The following is a 14770-nucleotide window of genomic DNA, read 5'->3' as shown; positions in this document are numbered from 1 at the left end:
ATTCGCGACAAAAAAAGGAGCTCATCTCCAGTTACAGATGAGCTCCTTTTTTACCAACTATAAGATCAGGCATTTTTGCCGCAGCATTTCTTGTATTTCTTACCGCTATTGCAGGGACAGGCATCATTTGGATAGATCTTCTGAAGATTCTTCCTTTGAACGCTCACTTCATTATAACCTTTCATTACCATCTCATAAGGTTTATGACCCCTGTTTAGCACCATCCGGGTATTGTTCCAGATATCAGTTACAATTACAGCAAGCTTCTCCATATGTTCGGGTGAACCCATGAGTATTCCCGCTGCCTCTAAATCGTTAACAACTTCCTGAAGTTGTCCGCCCATACTGATCTCAGCCTGAACCTGGCGGAGTATCAGAGGTATCATGTCATCCGGAACACTTAATTCAGAGATCAGGAATTCACTCAGCCTGCTTAATTCGCCACCCATTAAAAATCCGGAATTATCCGCCATATAGCGAATTTCCAGCTGAGTAGGAATATAATAAGGAACTTTCCTCTGGGTACGCAAAAGATCGGTATAACTTTTTTGCTCTGCCAGGGCTGCATCTACAAAATTTCCATCGATATAAGTTACCATTAAGCGATATGGTCTTAAAGATTCGTATGCGTTTAAAAGTTCCTCCAAGGTCAGCTTCTTTTCTTCATATTTATTAAATGTTTCCAGAAGGACAGATGGAGGAGTTATGGCATACAGGGAATTGGCAGCACAGATATAGTCTCCGATTCTGCTTATGCGGGTACGCTCTTCCTGGAACTTGACAGTATTCAGTGCTTCGTATGCTTTTACAACTTCCTCTGCGACCAGAAAACTGCGGTCTGCTCCCGAAGTTATATATCCTCCTGCATAAAGATATTCCAAATTTTGTTCTTCCAATAAGCCCAGCTTTGTACAGCCGGATATTAGCTTCTCAAATGCATTCATTTCACAATCGCGAACACAAAGAAAATAAGGCTTCATTATTTTTTCATTTAATATGTAAGAAATGGTCTTGTGAACCAATTCTTCCTTGTTTAACTTACTGGTTCCAGTCATATGATGTCTTTTTGCTATTTCCAGTATACTGTTTTTATCGTAGCAGTCAAAGATATCAGAAATGATGATTGGCTCAGATCCGTCTGCCATCTGCTCCAGACGCAAGTTCACTGCCGCCATATCGTATTCCATTTCATTATCAGATAAACCTTCACCTTTATATTTAATGACTCTGGCTGATGTCTCCTGACACTCATCTAAATAGTCTTCAGTCTGAATTGTAAATTCCAAGTTACTGGTGCCATAAGACACATATGTAAATTTGGAATCCTTTCCTATCTGATCGTTAATGGCTTGGGCTGTTGGAAGATACTGATAGTTTCCCGTCTGTTCTATATTATCTGAGGCTACCCGTATTTTCTCTGAACGAAATTCAAATTGATACGGTATTTGGCCAGACAAGCAAAATGACGCCTGAATCGTATTGTGAAGTGTTTCAAACGTTACTCCTTGCGGTACCAGAATCCTTCTCCAGATCGGCGGCTTGCTTCCTTTGATCGTGATTTTCAGTTGATATGCTCCCATGAAAACGTCCTCCATTCTCGTATCCTCTGTATCCGTTCTTAAAAATTACGGAACCATCTTTTGTTATATCCATAATAAAATGCACGTAACAATTTACCACATTTGCTCCCATTCTGTCCAGTCCATCCAGTCATTTTTATAAAGAATAAAGGGATTTTTCCGTAATTTGGCGGATTTTTTCGTTTTTACCGGTCAGGAAAGAAAAGATTATGAATCTAAACTACTTTTATGCAGATACTGATTTTAGAAGAATTATACACCAGTTTCCGTGTTTTACACAAGCTTTACAGACTCTATACCAAAATATGATTTCAGAAAAAAGAACCGACTGCTATACTCCAACATGTAAGCGAAAGCAATTTAAAATGAAAAGAGGAGATAGTGATTATGAAAAAAAATTTAATTAAAATACTTGCAGCAGCTGGTATGGCTGTATTAACAATGGGAGCATTAGCCGGATGCGGAAATAGCACGACCGAGACAACAGCAGCTGGAACAAAAGCAGCTGAAACAACTGCAGGTACAACCCAGACAACTACTACTACTGCTGCCGCTGCAACAACAACAGCAAAGGCCACTGCAGATTTAAAGGGTTCCATCAGCATGGTTGGTTCTACCTCAATGGAGAAGCTTGCAACTGCTTTAAGTGAAGTATTTATGGAAAAATATCCTGGTGTTACTGTACAGGCTGAGTTTGTTGGTTCTGGAGCAGGAATTGAAGCGGTTACCAACGGTGCTGCTGATATCGGAAATGCTTCCCGTAATTTAAAAGATGAAGAAAAATCTAAAGGAATTGTTGAAAATATAGTAGCAATTGATGGTATTGCAGTAGTAACCGATCCTTCTAACAAAGTTGAAAATCTGACAAAGGATCAGCTGATTGCCATTTATAATGGAACTACCACCAGCTGGAAAGATTTAGGCGGAGCTGATCAGCCTATTGTAGTCATTGGACGTGAATCTGGTTCTGGTACAAGAAGTGCATTTGAAGAGTTATTAAAGCTGGAAGACAAATGTAAATACAGCAACGAACTTGACAGTACTGGTGCAGTAATGGCAAAGGTAGCATCTACTCCAGGCTCCATTGGCTACGTTTCTCTTGATGTACTTGACAAAACTGTAAAAACATTAAAGCTGGAGAATACAGATCCTACACCAGAGAACATTAAGGCAGGTTCCTACTTCTTAAGCCGTCCGTTTGTTATGGCAACCAAAGGCGATATCTCCAAGCAGAACGACAATGTGAAAGCATTATTTGATTATATCCATTCTGATGAAGGAAAAGAATTAGTAAAATCTGTTGGTTTAATCCCAGCTAACTAATCGGAACAGGAAGCACTACATGGGGACGCAGCTGAATGCTTAAGCTACGTCCCCATCTCACGAAAGGAGCCATTATATGCAACCAAAGTCTTATTCCATATTTGGCGGTCACGGAAGTAAATCTGGTATTGAACATGCTGCAGAAGTGATATTTACCATCTGCGGCTTCTTTGCTGTTTTGGCTGTGGCGTCAATTAGTATTTATATGTTAACAAGCGGCACCCCTGCTTTGTTTAAAGTGGGAATTCTGGATATTTTATTTGGTTCTGTCTGGAAACCAGATGCGGCCGTACCCAGCTTTGGCATTCTATATGTTATTTTAACTTCAATTGTTGGTACTGCTCTTGCTATCTTAATCGGCGTTCCCATCGGTGTTATGACATCGGTGTTTCTGGCAGAGGTAGCCCCTCAGAAACTGGCTGATATCGTCCGTCCTGCAGTTGAACTTTTAGCTGGAATTCCATCTGTTATTTATGGTCTTTTAGGAATTCTTATATTGAATCCGATTATGTACGATCTGGAACTGAAGATTTTTAAAGGCTCTTCCACCCATCAGTTTACAGGCGGAGCTAATTTAATCTCAGCGGTACTGGTTCTCGCCCTTATGATTCTTCCAACTGTAATTAATATCAGCGAAACTGCCCTCCGCTCTGTTCCACAGCATTTTAGAAGTGCCTCCCTGGCATTGGGTGCAACAAAGATTCAGACCATCTTCCATGTGGTGATTCCTGCTGCAAAATCGGGCATCATAACTGCCATAGTTCTGGGAACCGGCAGAGCGATCGGTGAAGCTATGGCAATTAGTCTGGTATCAGGAAGCTCTGTAAACTTTCCGCTGCCCTTCCATTCCGTCCGCTTCCTGACTACAGCCATTGTATCAGAAATGTCCTATGCCTCCGGTCTTCATAAGCAGGTTCTGTTTACCATCGGGCTTGTCCTGTTTGTCTTCATTATGATGATAAACGTAATTCTCAATGGCCTTTTAAAGAAAGGAGCGGATAAAAATGACAAATGATCTCACAATACCTGTTCATAGGGATTCCATTATTGTAAATAGTATTTATAATGGTAAGAAAAGAGTTTCAGACTCCCTTCTGACAATACTTATTTATTTATGCGCCCTGATATCAATTTTTATCCTTATCGGCATTATGGGATATGTGTTTGTAAGAGGTGTTCCACGGATAAATGTTGCATTTTTAACTACAGTACCAAGCACCATTAAAGGAACCTTTGGTATTCTGGGTAATATAGTCAATACATTGTACGTGGTAGCAATCACGCTGGTTATCGCCACTCCTCTTGGTGTTGGCTCCGCCATTTATTTAAACGAATACGCAAAAGGCGGTAAAGTAGTTCGTATTATCGAGTTTACCACAGAAACATTATCCGGTATTCCTTCTATTATATTTGGTCTTTTTGGGTATGTATTCTTTGGTACTACGTTAGGACTTGGTTATTCCATACTGACCGGCGCCCTGACCTTATCCATTATGGTTCTTCCGCTTATTACACGAACCACACAGGAAGCTTTAAAAACAGTTCCAGAAAGTTACCGCTCCGGCGCATTGGGAATTGGTGCAACGAAATGGTATATGATCCGCACTATTTTGCTTCCCAGCGCAATGCCTGGTATTGTAACAGGTATTATTCTGGCAATCGGACGAATTGTGGGTGAATCAGCAGCTTTGCTTTTTACAGCGGGCAGCGGTTATATTCTTCCTAGAAGTTTCCTTGGTAAGATATTTGAATCCGGCGGAACACTGACCATTCAGCTTTATCTTTGCATGCAGAAAGCAAAATATGACGAGGCCTTTGGAATTGCTGTGGTACTACTTGTTATCGTACTTGCAATAAACGGTCTTGCCAAATATCTGTCCCATAAATTCAACACGGAGGCGAAAGAATCGTGAATACAAATACAATTAAAATATCAACCAACCAATTAAATTTATACTATGGAACCAATCACGCTTTAAAAGACGTGAATATGGAACTTTATACAAATAAAATCACCGCATTTATCGGACCATCTGGTTGTGGCAAATCTACTTACTTAAAAACCTTAAACCGCATGAATGATTTGGTCCCAGGTGTTAAAATTGAAGGCGAAGTACTCTTAGACGGAGAAAACATCTACGACTCAAGAGTTGACACTACACTGCTGCGCAAAAAAATCGGTATGGTATTCCAACAGCCCAATCCTTTTCCCATGAGTATCTACGATAATGTGGCTTATGGTCCCAGAATTCATGGCATCAAGAATAAATCTGAGCTTGATGAGATTGTGGAAAAAAGCCTGAAAGGTGCTGCACTTTGGGAGGAAGTATCCGGTCGTTTAAAAAAATCCGCACTTGGTCTTTCCGGCGGCCAGCAGCAACGTCTCTGCATCGCCAGAGCCTTAGCTGTGGAACCTGAAGTTCTTTTAATGGATGAACCCACTTCAGCCCTTGATCCTATTTCCACGTTGAAAATTGAGGATTTAATGGATGAGTTAAAGGAAAAATATACAGTTGCAATTGTAACTCATAACATGCAGCAGGCAACCCGTATTGCTGATCACACCGCTTTCTTTCTGGTAGGTGAAGTTGTGGAATATGCTCCGACTACCGAGCTGTTTACTGCTCCCAAAGATTCCAGGACAGAGGATTATATCACTGGCCGTTTTGGCTGATTTATGATTAAACGAATAAAGGAGAAATAACTATGACAACAAGAGTGAATTATGAGCATGAATTAAATCTTTTAAATGATGACATTAAGGAAATGGGACGTCTGGTGGAAAATTCCATCGAACAGTGTTTTATCGCCTTTGAAGATCAGGACTTTGAAAAAGCGGAGGATATTATAAAGGGTGACCGTACCATTAATGATCTGGAACGTTCCATAGAAGCACGCTGCCTCTCTCTTATTCTTCGTCAACAGCCGGTGGCCGGAGATTTAAGAGTGGTTTCCAGTGCTTTAAAGGTTGTTACGGACTTAGAGCGAATCGGGGATCATGCATCTGATATCGCTGAACTGATCCTTCGCATTAAAGGGGAGCATGTCTATCATGTAGTTCGCCATATCCCTTCCATGGCAACTGCTGCCAGAGAGATGGTAAGATGTTCCATTGAGGCATTTATTAAACAGGATTTAAGTACTGCTAAAGAAATTGAGAAGCAGGATGATGTGGTGGATGAACTGTTTGGTAAGGTAAAGGTTGATGTGGTAGACTTATTAAAACAGTCCACTGAGCATATTGACCAGTGTATTGATTTGCTGATGATTGCCAAATACCTGGAGCGAATCGGTGATCATGCTGTAAATGTATGCGAATGGACAGAATTTGCAAAAACAGGCGCTTTGAAGAATGTACGGATCTTATAAAGCATTATACAATACAAAAATGCCGCAAAACAGCTGCAGTATGACTGTTGAGCGGCATTTTTCTGTATCGTTTGACAAATTCCCATTCAGATGATGGTATTTTCATTTCTGTTCAGCTCTTCTTTAAAAGCCAGCGTTTTATTTACAACTGCCATCAGTGTTTTAAACTGCCCTGGTGTAAGCTGCTGTTCCTTATCGCTTAATGCTTCCGCCGGGGAAGGGTGTACTTCTATTTCAAGACCATCACAGCCAGCCATAACCGCGCTTAAAGACATGGGTAAAATCAAATCCGCTCTGCCGGTGGCATGGGATGGATCTACCACTACAGGCAGGTGGCTCAGACCTTTTACAACGGCGACGGCACTTAAATCAAGAGTGTTTCTGGTATAGGTCTCAAACGTCCGGATTCCCCTCTCACATAAAATCACATCTGGGTTTCCAGCATTCATAATATACTCAGCGCTGTTTAGCCATTCTTCTATTGTGGCATTCATTCCCCGTTTTAGCAGGACCGGTTTCTTTATCTTACCTACTTCGACCAGCAATGAATAATTCTGCATATTTCTTGTGCCGATCTGAAGAACATCCGCATATTCGCCAATCAGATAGACATCTCTTGTGTCTGCGACTTCAGTAATAATAGGAAGGCCTGTTTCAAGTCCTGCCTTGCTTAAATACTGCAGACCAATCCTGCCAAGTCCCTGAAAGGAATATGGAGATGTTCTGGGTTTATAGGTTCCGCCCCGAAGCATGTTGGCCCCTGCTTCTTTTACAGATCTGGCAGCTTTCATAATCTGTTCCTCCGATTCCACGCTGCAGGGTCCTGCGATGACAAGAAAATCTCTTCCAACGGTAATATTACCTATCTTTATTTCGGTCTTTGGAGTAATTATGTCATGATTCTTTGCCATTACCAGCTTTAGATCTTTCATTTTCCATCACTTTTCTTTCAACTAACTGGGCCAGCTGACCAACAATCTTAAACGAAGGATCAGCGATTTCAGCATCTGTAAACTCAATATCATACGCTTCTTCCAGACTTACAAGAAACTGTATCATACCAATTGAGTCTATATAACCACTTTCCAGGTAGTTAAATGACTCAATGTCGGTTTCTTTATCCAGTGTATATTTTCTTTGAAGTTCCTTTAAAATAAAATCTCTTGCTGTCATTTTTATACCCTCCCCCTATTTTTATTTTATTTGAACACGCCATGTTTCGTTACATATTCCGGCAGATTGTACTTTTCCAGTTTTCCCAAAGAGTTCTTAGGTAATTGATCCAGAAAAACAATCATGTGGGGCTGTTGATAATCTGCCAGATTTTTTGCACAATGAATCTGAATTTTCCGTTTGCTCAACCGGGTATCCGGTTTTGGCACAATTGCCAGTGCCACTACCTCTCCAAGTCTGTTATCCGGATAAGCAAAAGCCGCACATTCCTTTACTTCCGGAAGCTTTTTCATGCATTCCTCAATATCCTGGGGATATACATTAATGCCTCCAGTAATAATCAATTCTTTCTTTCGTCCTGCAAAATATAAATATCCCGCTTCATCCAGATATCCCAGATCACCGGTTTTAAAATAACTGTCCTGCAGTGCATCCTGAAAGATTTTCGGCTGATTATAATAACCATTACACATTAATGTTGTTTTGCAGGTAATTTCTCCGATTTCTCCTGGGTTTGCAATACTGTGATCCTCTTTTATAATTTTTACCTTCGCTTCCGGCAGCGGTCTGCCAACGGAATGTTTTTTCCCCATTGTTTCTCTGAAATTAATGCTGGTAACGGTTGAAGTCTCTGAGGTGCCATACATTTCATGAAACTCACAATTCAGTTTATCGATTAATTCATTTTTAATATGGTTTTCTAAAAGAGAGGAAGAAGATACCACACATCTGAGGGAATCAATCTCAGGTACAAAGGGACTGGCCAGCAGCTCTGCAATCTGACCCAGCTGGGCTGATACTGCAATGGTGAATGTAACTTTCTGATCTTTTACACAATTTAACCATAAAGCAGGAGTGAACCTGGGCAATAAGATGCTTGTTGCGCCAATAAGAAGGGGCATTAAAACCAACCGTTCTGCCAGAGAATGATAGAGTGGTGTTGCAGCCAGTATGCGGTCCTCTTTTGTCAGATTGTATAACCTGATGTGTGCCATTGCTCTTTCTAATTTATTATTCTGTGTTAAATCAATGGGTTTTGGCTCACCGGTGGAGCCAGAGGTCATGGTTATAATCAGAGTTTCCTCTCCCGTCACCTGTTTCTCCACTGGTCTTTTATCTGACATCCTTGATATGGAGTCAAATGACAAGGTGTTTTTCCATGAGCCATCCAGACAGATCTGTGCTCCTTTTAGATTTAAGTCAATTCCCTCTTCTGTTTGTTCCATGAAATTTTTTCTTGCAATTAAATGTTTCACATCTGCTGCTGCGAACAAAGACTTTATTGCTTCTGGCGGCAGGGTTGGATTAATAGGTACCAGCGCTACTCCAAGATTGGCTGCTGCAAGAATCAAAGCCGCTGATTCGATACTGTTATTCATAGGAAACCCTATGTGATCGTTGTAAATGACTCCGGCTTTTATTAAAAAATTGGAATACCTGCATACCAATGCTGCCAATTTCTCATAGGTAATCGTTTTGTTATCACACCAGATTGCCATTTTCTGTGGATATTCAAAGGCCATGTCAAAAAACAAATCGCATAATTTACTCATGTTTCACTCCTTTCCCCATACTCAAAGATACACACGTCTCCCTGCTTCAGCAGACATATATGCTGCATAAACTACACGGATTGTATCATATGCAAGCTGAAAGTCCGACTTGGGAGCTCTGTCAAAAAAGACTGCTTCCATAAAATCCTGGATTTCTCCGGTATACCCCCTTATGATTTCATCTGCTATAAAGGGGTTGTTCCAGCCAGTCTTTGCCGGGAGCATTTCAGAGAGTTGAATTCCATTTAAATTATCTTCATCTAAAAAGTAAGTGGACATCATATCATTCATGGTGAGAGTGCAGGTAATTGCTGCATCATTACAATATAATTCAATATAATTTTTGCTTCCTCCAAGGCAGGTATCGGTTGCTATGACCAGTGCCTTGGACTGGTCTGAAAAGGTGAGTAAAACCGTTCCATTATCCTCAACATCATTTGGCCGGGCCTTGATATGACGGTGGTCATAATCGGAAAGCGTGGTGGTAACAGTGCCCATGTCCGCAAGAACACTTTCCACCCGGATATTAATACCCCGTGCCCTTGCTTCCTGCTGTTTTAACCAAAGGAGTGCAGAAAGGGGATGGGTTCCGGTGCGGATAAAGGTTCCTCCTCCAGTCTTTGACCAGGATCCTGCTACGGGAGAGCTTGAACCTTTCAGGCTCTCCTCTCCTTTCATATAAAGGATACGGCTCTTTTTTGACGAAATAATCTCTTCCGCTTTTGTTACAGCGGGTGCGTAGATAAAGTTTTCTGCATACATGAATTTGCAGCCGGATTCTTCAATGATTTGTTTCATATTTTCCAGAGAACTCAATAGCTTCTCGTACATAACCGCTTTGGGTATGTTTTTTCCAATTGGTTCCGGATCAGTACCTGTTCCAAAGTAACCGAAAAGTGGTTTTTCGCAAATGACATGCTTTCCTGCTTTTACTGCTTTTATAATCATGTCTTCATGGACGTAAGGCGGTGTGCAGATATCGATTACCTGAATCTCCGGGTCGATGAGTAAATCGTTAAAATCGAAGGTTGCAATTTCAAACCCATAAAGCTCTTTTGCAGGCAATAACTGCTCCGGTCGCCTGGCAGCAATGGTCTTAAAGCGAAGTGGTACCCTGCTCACCCGGTTATATGCGTGCATATGCAGTTCTGTTGCCCTGCCAGCACCAACCATACCTATTACAACCTGATTCATTCAACTCCCCCCTCAAGTTTCAGATTAATCCGGTCTGTTGGAACTGCGTAGCACACAGTCTCCACAGCAACCATATCAGTATAGTTTCGAACAAATAAATGATAATCTGGATTTAATTCTTTCATTTTTAGTGGGATTTTGTAATAGTCTTTCAGGTTATGGTAAATACAAATACATAACACAGGTTTATACTTGCGGATCACAGCTCTGGCACCGTTCAATGCCGCTGGCTCTGCGCCTTCAATATCCATTTTTATCATGGTCACAGGCTGATCTTTTAAAATATGATCCAGTGTGTCTGCCAAAACTTCAATTTCTCCCTTATCATCGATGTGCCCTGCGCTCTTTGCCGATTGAAATTTTAAAACTGTCTTTTTATTCCAGCATGCAATATTATGGGCTGTCACGTTTTTATAGCTTCTATCTGCAACTTTCTGGTTTAGTTCCAAATAGATATCTTTATCCGCTTCTATTGCAATATATTTTCTGCAGTTTCCTCCGGTTAACTGAAAAAAAGCTTCCATGGTATCTCCATTGTAGCTTCCGCAATCACAAAAAATTTCATCTGGTTTTAATTTTAATAGTTCCTGGTCAAAATACTGCTCTTCTGAGGGGGAGGATATAAATTCCAGATATTTATTATCCAAAGAAATCTTGGAGTTCAATATGTTTAAATAGACTTCTTTGGAATGTTTATCTGCCAGGCTGTTATATACCTGCCTGAATTCATCAAAGTGAAATTTTACGATCTGGTAAGCAGTTTCATCTTTGTAAGTATAATAATCATTGGCAACTGTAAAGCCTGCTGTATCAATCATTGAGTCTTCTATCCCCAGTGAGATCAGCTGCTTTCTTATTTCAGGAAAACGCATACTGGCAATTATAATATAAGCTGGTTCCTCTTTTGCCATTTCAGCCACTTCTAAGGGTGATAATATGGTATATCCATTCTTTTGCGTTCCCCAGAGTTCCTTTTTATTATCAGCATAATTTTTTAATCGGGTTAAGCAGTGGAACTCTTTTAAGAATTGATAAAGTGCATCAGAAGCGCTCCCTGACCCCCAGATGATGATGGTATCTTTGTTACTGATTTTTTCCGCATACCTTCCTGCATTTGTCTTATATAAGTCCTTATTTAGAAGTTTTTCCTCAAATTCGTTTTTACCTGTCATAGCTCCCCCTGGCCCCCTTGATTTTTCTCCATCATCTTATTTGGCCGATCCTGATCTCCGTCTGCTTTATAAAACAGGGTTCCATCCAGTTTGTAATGGGCCCATATATCAACGTTCTCACGTAAAAATGGTTCAAAATAGTTAGGTATGATATTGGGATCATCATCAGACCTGTAAATGAAACCGGCGTCCCATAGATATCGCTCCTCAAATCCATAGTTGTAAAAATCTATATACTCTAAATTCATTTCTTTCATAATCCCATCAAATGTATTACTCAGCCCGGAAAACAAACGTTGATCTCCTATATAATCCACGATACGAAAGATTCTTGCTCCGTTACATTCAATTAACCGGACCATCATAAGTGCCCCTACTTTGCCGCTCCCGTTTTTTAATCCATAAACAGAATAGTGATAGTAGGGATGACAGAAATATCGTTTGTTTACATACCAGCTGTCTTTGTATGGAATAGAATTGACGCTCTCGATATTAAAATTTTCTTTTACTTCGTTTATGGAACTTAAAAGCATAATTTTTGTATCAAAATTATTTTCCTGCAAGATATCCGGCTTCTTTTTAACAATTGCAATTTTAAATTCTTCAGTTTCAGGATTTAACTTATAATATTGTCTCATGCGGACGGTTCTGTCATGAAAATACAGTCTTCTTAACGGGATTGTGGTGTTGGGGTTAGCCCCGTTACCAATCTGGGTTCGACATCCGGTGATGTCAAAAACCCGCTTTGCCAGCTCTATGCCTAAAAGAGGCATATTTTCACCCGATTCACGCACTTTCCACATGCTGCCCCAGATATCCATTTTCTTAACATCTTTCGTATCAGAACATTTGATAAAACCAAAGATACCTTCCAGTAATCGGGTGTTCTTATCAATTGCTACAATAAAATTAATCTGATTTCCATCCTGATACTCATATCGAAACAGGTCTCTGTCTTGGGACATGATATGGCCTTTTTTCCAATACTTATCAATGAAATCCATAATCAGATCTATATCAGAGCTATTGGCAAGCCGGATCTCATACCGTGTATCAAACTGATTCATAGTGTTTCACCTCCTGCTTCATGTCCGTTCCTTGTCCAGACGGCATTTGAATTTTTCACTAATAGGCGGAAAATCATTGGTGTCAAGGCGGGGAATTGTAAGGTTGCTGCACTCTGATAAATCTGCCACCTTTACCTGAGTGGTAAGTCCCAGTTTACACCCCGTGGAAGAGATGTATTGCAAAAGCGCCTCATTATAACTGCCATAAGGATAATTCATTACCCAATTTTCAGCGTCTATATATTCCGACATGACATCCAATGCCTGCCTGATATCTTTCTGCATTTCTTCCTCTGACAAGCGTCCCAGCCAGTAATGGTTATATCCATGCAGTCCAATATACATGCCTTCCTGTTTCATAAGCCTGATCTGATCGGAAGTCAGGTACAGTTCACCAGCTAATTTATCCTCTGATATTCCTACATACTTTTTAAACAAGTCATCGCATATCTTACTTCTTACTTTTTCCGGCAATACAGTCTGAAGCATTCGTTTTACAAAAATTGTTTCTTTGCTGTCAAATCGATTGCCAGATGCATACTCATGAAAAAGCGTATTATTATCGGGATATTCGTATTCTGACCCCCGGTAATAATCCATGCGTTTTAGAACTGACGGCAATAGAACGTCTATCTGTGTGGTGGCCAGTATATAATGAATTTTATTTACATCCAATAAAACATGCTCTTTTAGTGTTTTCCCTGAAATAAAAAAAGAGCCCTGTAAATTTTCTGCCTTTAATATTGGAAATACGGAAGTATAATGATCCAGATAACCATCGTCGAACGTGAGTAAAACTGCTTGTTTGGGCAACTCATACTGGTTATTGCAGGCACAGTTTAATTCCTCCATGGTAATAACCGTAAAGTTTTGGTTTAAATATTCTATTTGTTTTCTGAAGCAAGCTATATCAAGTCCTTTTATCCGGGGATAACGGCTGTGTTCCAAATCCCTTACATAGTGATACATGATTACGTAAACTTTATTGTCCATTCTTTATCTTTTATATCTCATTTCTATCATCCTATGCAAAATGTCCGATGCTTCGTTCCACTCCTGCATATAAGCACAACCGCTGAATACAAAAATGGAGGTATTGCTTAGTAGACTTATCTACTTATGCAATACCTCCAATGCTATCAATGCTGCTTTTGTAATAATACCCTTTGCTTGCCTATTAATTATGGCCGGCTGTTACATCAACCATTCCCACTCCTCTGCAATAGGTCTGCACCACTTCATAGGAATCACTGAGAACCACAAGATCCGCATCGTATCCGGCATTCAGACGCCCTTTCCTGTCATCCACTCCCAGGCACTTTGCAGGGTTTATGGTACAGGAATTGAGAGCAGAATCAAAAGGCACCAAAGCTTCCTCAACCAGAAGTTTTAAGCCCTTGTTCATCTTCAAGGTACTTCCTGCAATGGTTTCTGTTCCTTTTAAGTAAGCAAGACCATTTTCCCTGACCTCGATATCATGGCCGCCCAGCTGGTACTGGCCACCTGCAGGACAGTTTTTAGCCCTCAGGGAATCGCTGATCATGATGGCATAGTCCCTGCCTTTTGCCGTATAATAGTTATTTAACGCTGCCAGGTGGCTGTGACAGCCATCACAGATGATTTCACCGTAAATATCCCGTACTCTGAGCGCTGTCCCTACCAGCCCCGGATCCCGGTGATGGTAAGGGGTCATGCCGTTATAGACATGGGTCATGGAGGTGGCACCGTTGGCAATTCCCATGAGAGCCTGGTCATACGTAGCAGCCGAATGCCCCATACTTACCACTACCCCAAGCTTTTTACAATATTTTGTAAGAGCAAAGTTTTCATCCCGTTCAGGAGCAAGAGTAATATATTTAATCTTTCCTTTTGCTGCCTTTTGATAACTTTCAAACTGTTCCACTGAGGGCTTTGCTATGGCTTCCGGAGGCTGTGCTCCTTTGTACTTCATATCCAGATAAGGGCCCTCAAAATGAATTCCCAGGATCTCGGCACCCTCATAACCATCATTAACAACATTGGCGATATTGGAAACTGCTTTTTCCAAAACTCCTGGCATCTGAGTCACTGTTGTGGGTAAAAGTGCAGTAACCCCCTCTTCGGGAATTCTTTTAATCCAATCCCTCAGACCCTGAGGCTCACCGTCATTGGTATCATAGCCATATGCTCCATGAGTATGAATATCGATAAACCCCGGTACGATCCGATCATTTCCATAATCACAATCGGCTGGCTGGGTTCCATACCCGTTTACTGCTGAAATTTTTCCTTCCGACAGCTCAAGCTGTGCCGGAATAAACTGTCCTGCGATCCACACGCGTCTGCTCTGTATTATCATA

At 40.8% G+C, this 14770-nt stretch carries 14 protein-coding genes; 5 read left to right on the top strand and 9 right to left on the bottom strand.

Going from position 1 to position 14770, the window contains the following annotated elements; translation table 11 throughout:
* Window positions 1-65: 65 nt before the first annotated feature.
* Complete coding sequence (locus ACOAOT_RS23435; RefSeq protein WP_420219147.1) at window positions 66-1580, bottom strand: IS1096 element passenger TnpR family protein; 1515 nt, start codon at window positions 1578-1580, stop codon at window positions 66-68.
* 387 nt (window positions 1581-1967) lie between these two features.
* On the opposite strand from ACOAOT_RS23435, the gene ACOAOT_RS23430 reads away from it, so the two are divergent.
* The 5 genes from ACOAOT_RS23430 to phoU all read left to right on the top strand — a co-directional run bounded on the left by ACOAOT_RS23430 (window position 1968) and on the right by phoU (window position 6272).
* A complete protein-coding gene (locus ACOAOT_RS23430) occupies window positions 1968-2903 on the top strand; it encodes a phosphate ABC transporter substrate-binding protein (RefSeq protein ID WP_420219146.1) in 936 nt (311 codons plus the stop codon).
* Between the two features lie 76 nt (window positions 2904-2979).
* Window positions 2980-3918, top strand: coding sequence for a phosphate ABC transporter permease subunit PstC (pstC, locus tag ACOAOT_RS23425; RefSeq protein ID WP_420219145.1), 939 nt, complete (start codon window positions 2980-2982; stop codon window positions 3916-3918).
* A complete protein-coding gene (pstA, locus tag ACOAOT_RS23420; protein ID WP_420219144.1) occupies window positions 3908-4816 on the top strand; it encodes a phosphate ABC transporter permease PstA in 909 nt (302 codons plus the stop codon). Before pstC ends, pstA begins: the two co-directional genes overlap by 11 nt.
* Window positions 4813-5577, top strand: a complete 765-nt coding sequence (gene pstB, locus ACOAOT_RS23415) for a phosphate ABC transporter ATP-binding protein PstB (RefSeq protein WP_420219143.1) — start codon at window positions 4813-4815, stop codon at window positions 5575-5577. Before pstA ends, pstB begins: the two co-directional genes overlap by 4 nt.
* 32 nt (window positions 5578-5609) lie before the next feature.
* The gene (gene phoU, locus ACOAOT_RS23410; protein ID WP_170821824.1) at window positions 5610-6272 is read left to right on the top strand and encodes a phosphate signaling complex protein PhoU; all 663 of its coding nucleotides are present in this window, start codon (window positions 5610-5612) and stop codon (window positions 6270-6272) included.
* 86 nt (window positions 6273-6358) lie between these two features.
* Here phoU and aroF read toward each other — a convergent pair whose 3' ends face one another.
* The 8 genes from aroF to nagA all read right to left on the bottom strand — a co-directional run bounded on the left by aroF (window position 6359) and on the right by nagA (window position 14769).
* Entirely contained in the window at window positions 6359-7204 is an 846-nt protein-coding gene (gene aroF / locus ACOAOT_RS23405; RefSeq protein WP_420219142.1) for a 3-deoxy-7-phosphoheptulonate synthase, read from the bottom strand.
* Window positions 7167-7445 carry an acyl carrier protein gene (locus tag ACOAOT_RS23400; protein ID WP_420219141.1) on the bottom strand — a complete coding sequence of 93 codons (279 nt, stop codon included), beginning with the start codon at window positions 7443-7445 and terminating at the stop codon, window positions 7167-7169. The genes aroF and ACOAOT_RS23400 overlap by 38 nt, the downstream gene beginning before the upstream one ends.
* Window positions 7446-7471: 26 nt before the next feature.
* Window positions 7472-8998 (bottom strand): class I adenylate-forming enzyme family protein, encoded by a 1527-nt coding sequence (locus ACOAOT_RS23395; protein WP_420219140.1) that lies wholly within the window; start codon window positions 8996-8998, stop codon window positions 7472-7474.
* Window positions 8999-9019: 21 nt separating this feature from the next.
* A complete protein-coding gene (locus ACOAOT_RS23390; protein ID WP_420219139.1) occupies window positions 9020-10192 on the bottom strand; it encodes a Gfo/Idh/MocA family protein in 1173 nt (390 codons plus the stop codon).
* Window positions 10189-11364, bottom strand: coding sequence for an FkbM family methyltransferase (locus tag ACOAOT_RS23385; RefSeq protein ID WP_420219138.1), 1176 nt, complete (start codon window positions 11362-11364; stop codon window positions 10189-10191). Before ACOAOT_RS23385 ends, ACOAOT_RS23390 begins: the two co-directional genes overlap by 4 nt.
* Window positions 11361-12431 carry a hypothetical protein gene (locus ACOAOT_RS23380; protein ID WP_420219137.1) on the bottom strand — a complete coding sequence of 357 codons (1071 nt, stop codon included), beginning with the start codon at window positions 12429-12431 and terminating at the stop codon, window positions 11361-11363. The genes ACOAOT_RS23385 and ACOAOT_RS23380 overlap by 4 nt, the downstream gene beginning before the upstream one ends.
* A gap of 18 nt (window positions 12432-12449) precedes the next feature.
* Window positions 12450-13424, bottom strand: coding sequence for a polysaccharide deacetylase family protein (locus tag ACOAOT_RS23375; protein WP_420219136.1), 975 nt, complete (start codon window positions 13422-13424; stop codon window positions 12450-12452).
* A 184-nt stretch (window positions 13425-13608) separates the two neighbouring features.
* A complete protein-coding gene (gene nagA / locus ACOAOT_RS23370) occupies window positions 13609-14769 on the bottom strand; it encodes an N-acetylglucosamine-6-phosphate deacetylase (RefSeq protein ID WP_420219135.1) in 1161 nt (386 codons plus the stop codon).
* Between the last annotated feature and the right edge of the window lies 1 nt (window position 14770).

Source organism: Lacrimispora struthionigena (genome assembly GCF_048627165.1).
Classification (GTDB): Bacteria; Bacillota; Clostridia; order Lachnospirales; family Lachnospiraceae; genus Lacrimispora.
This window is presented reverse-complemented; position numbering and strand designations above follow the sequence as displayed.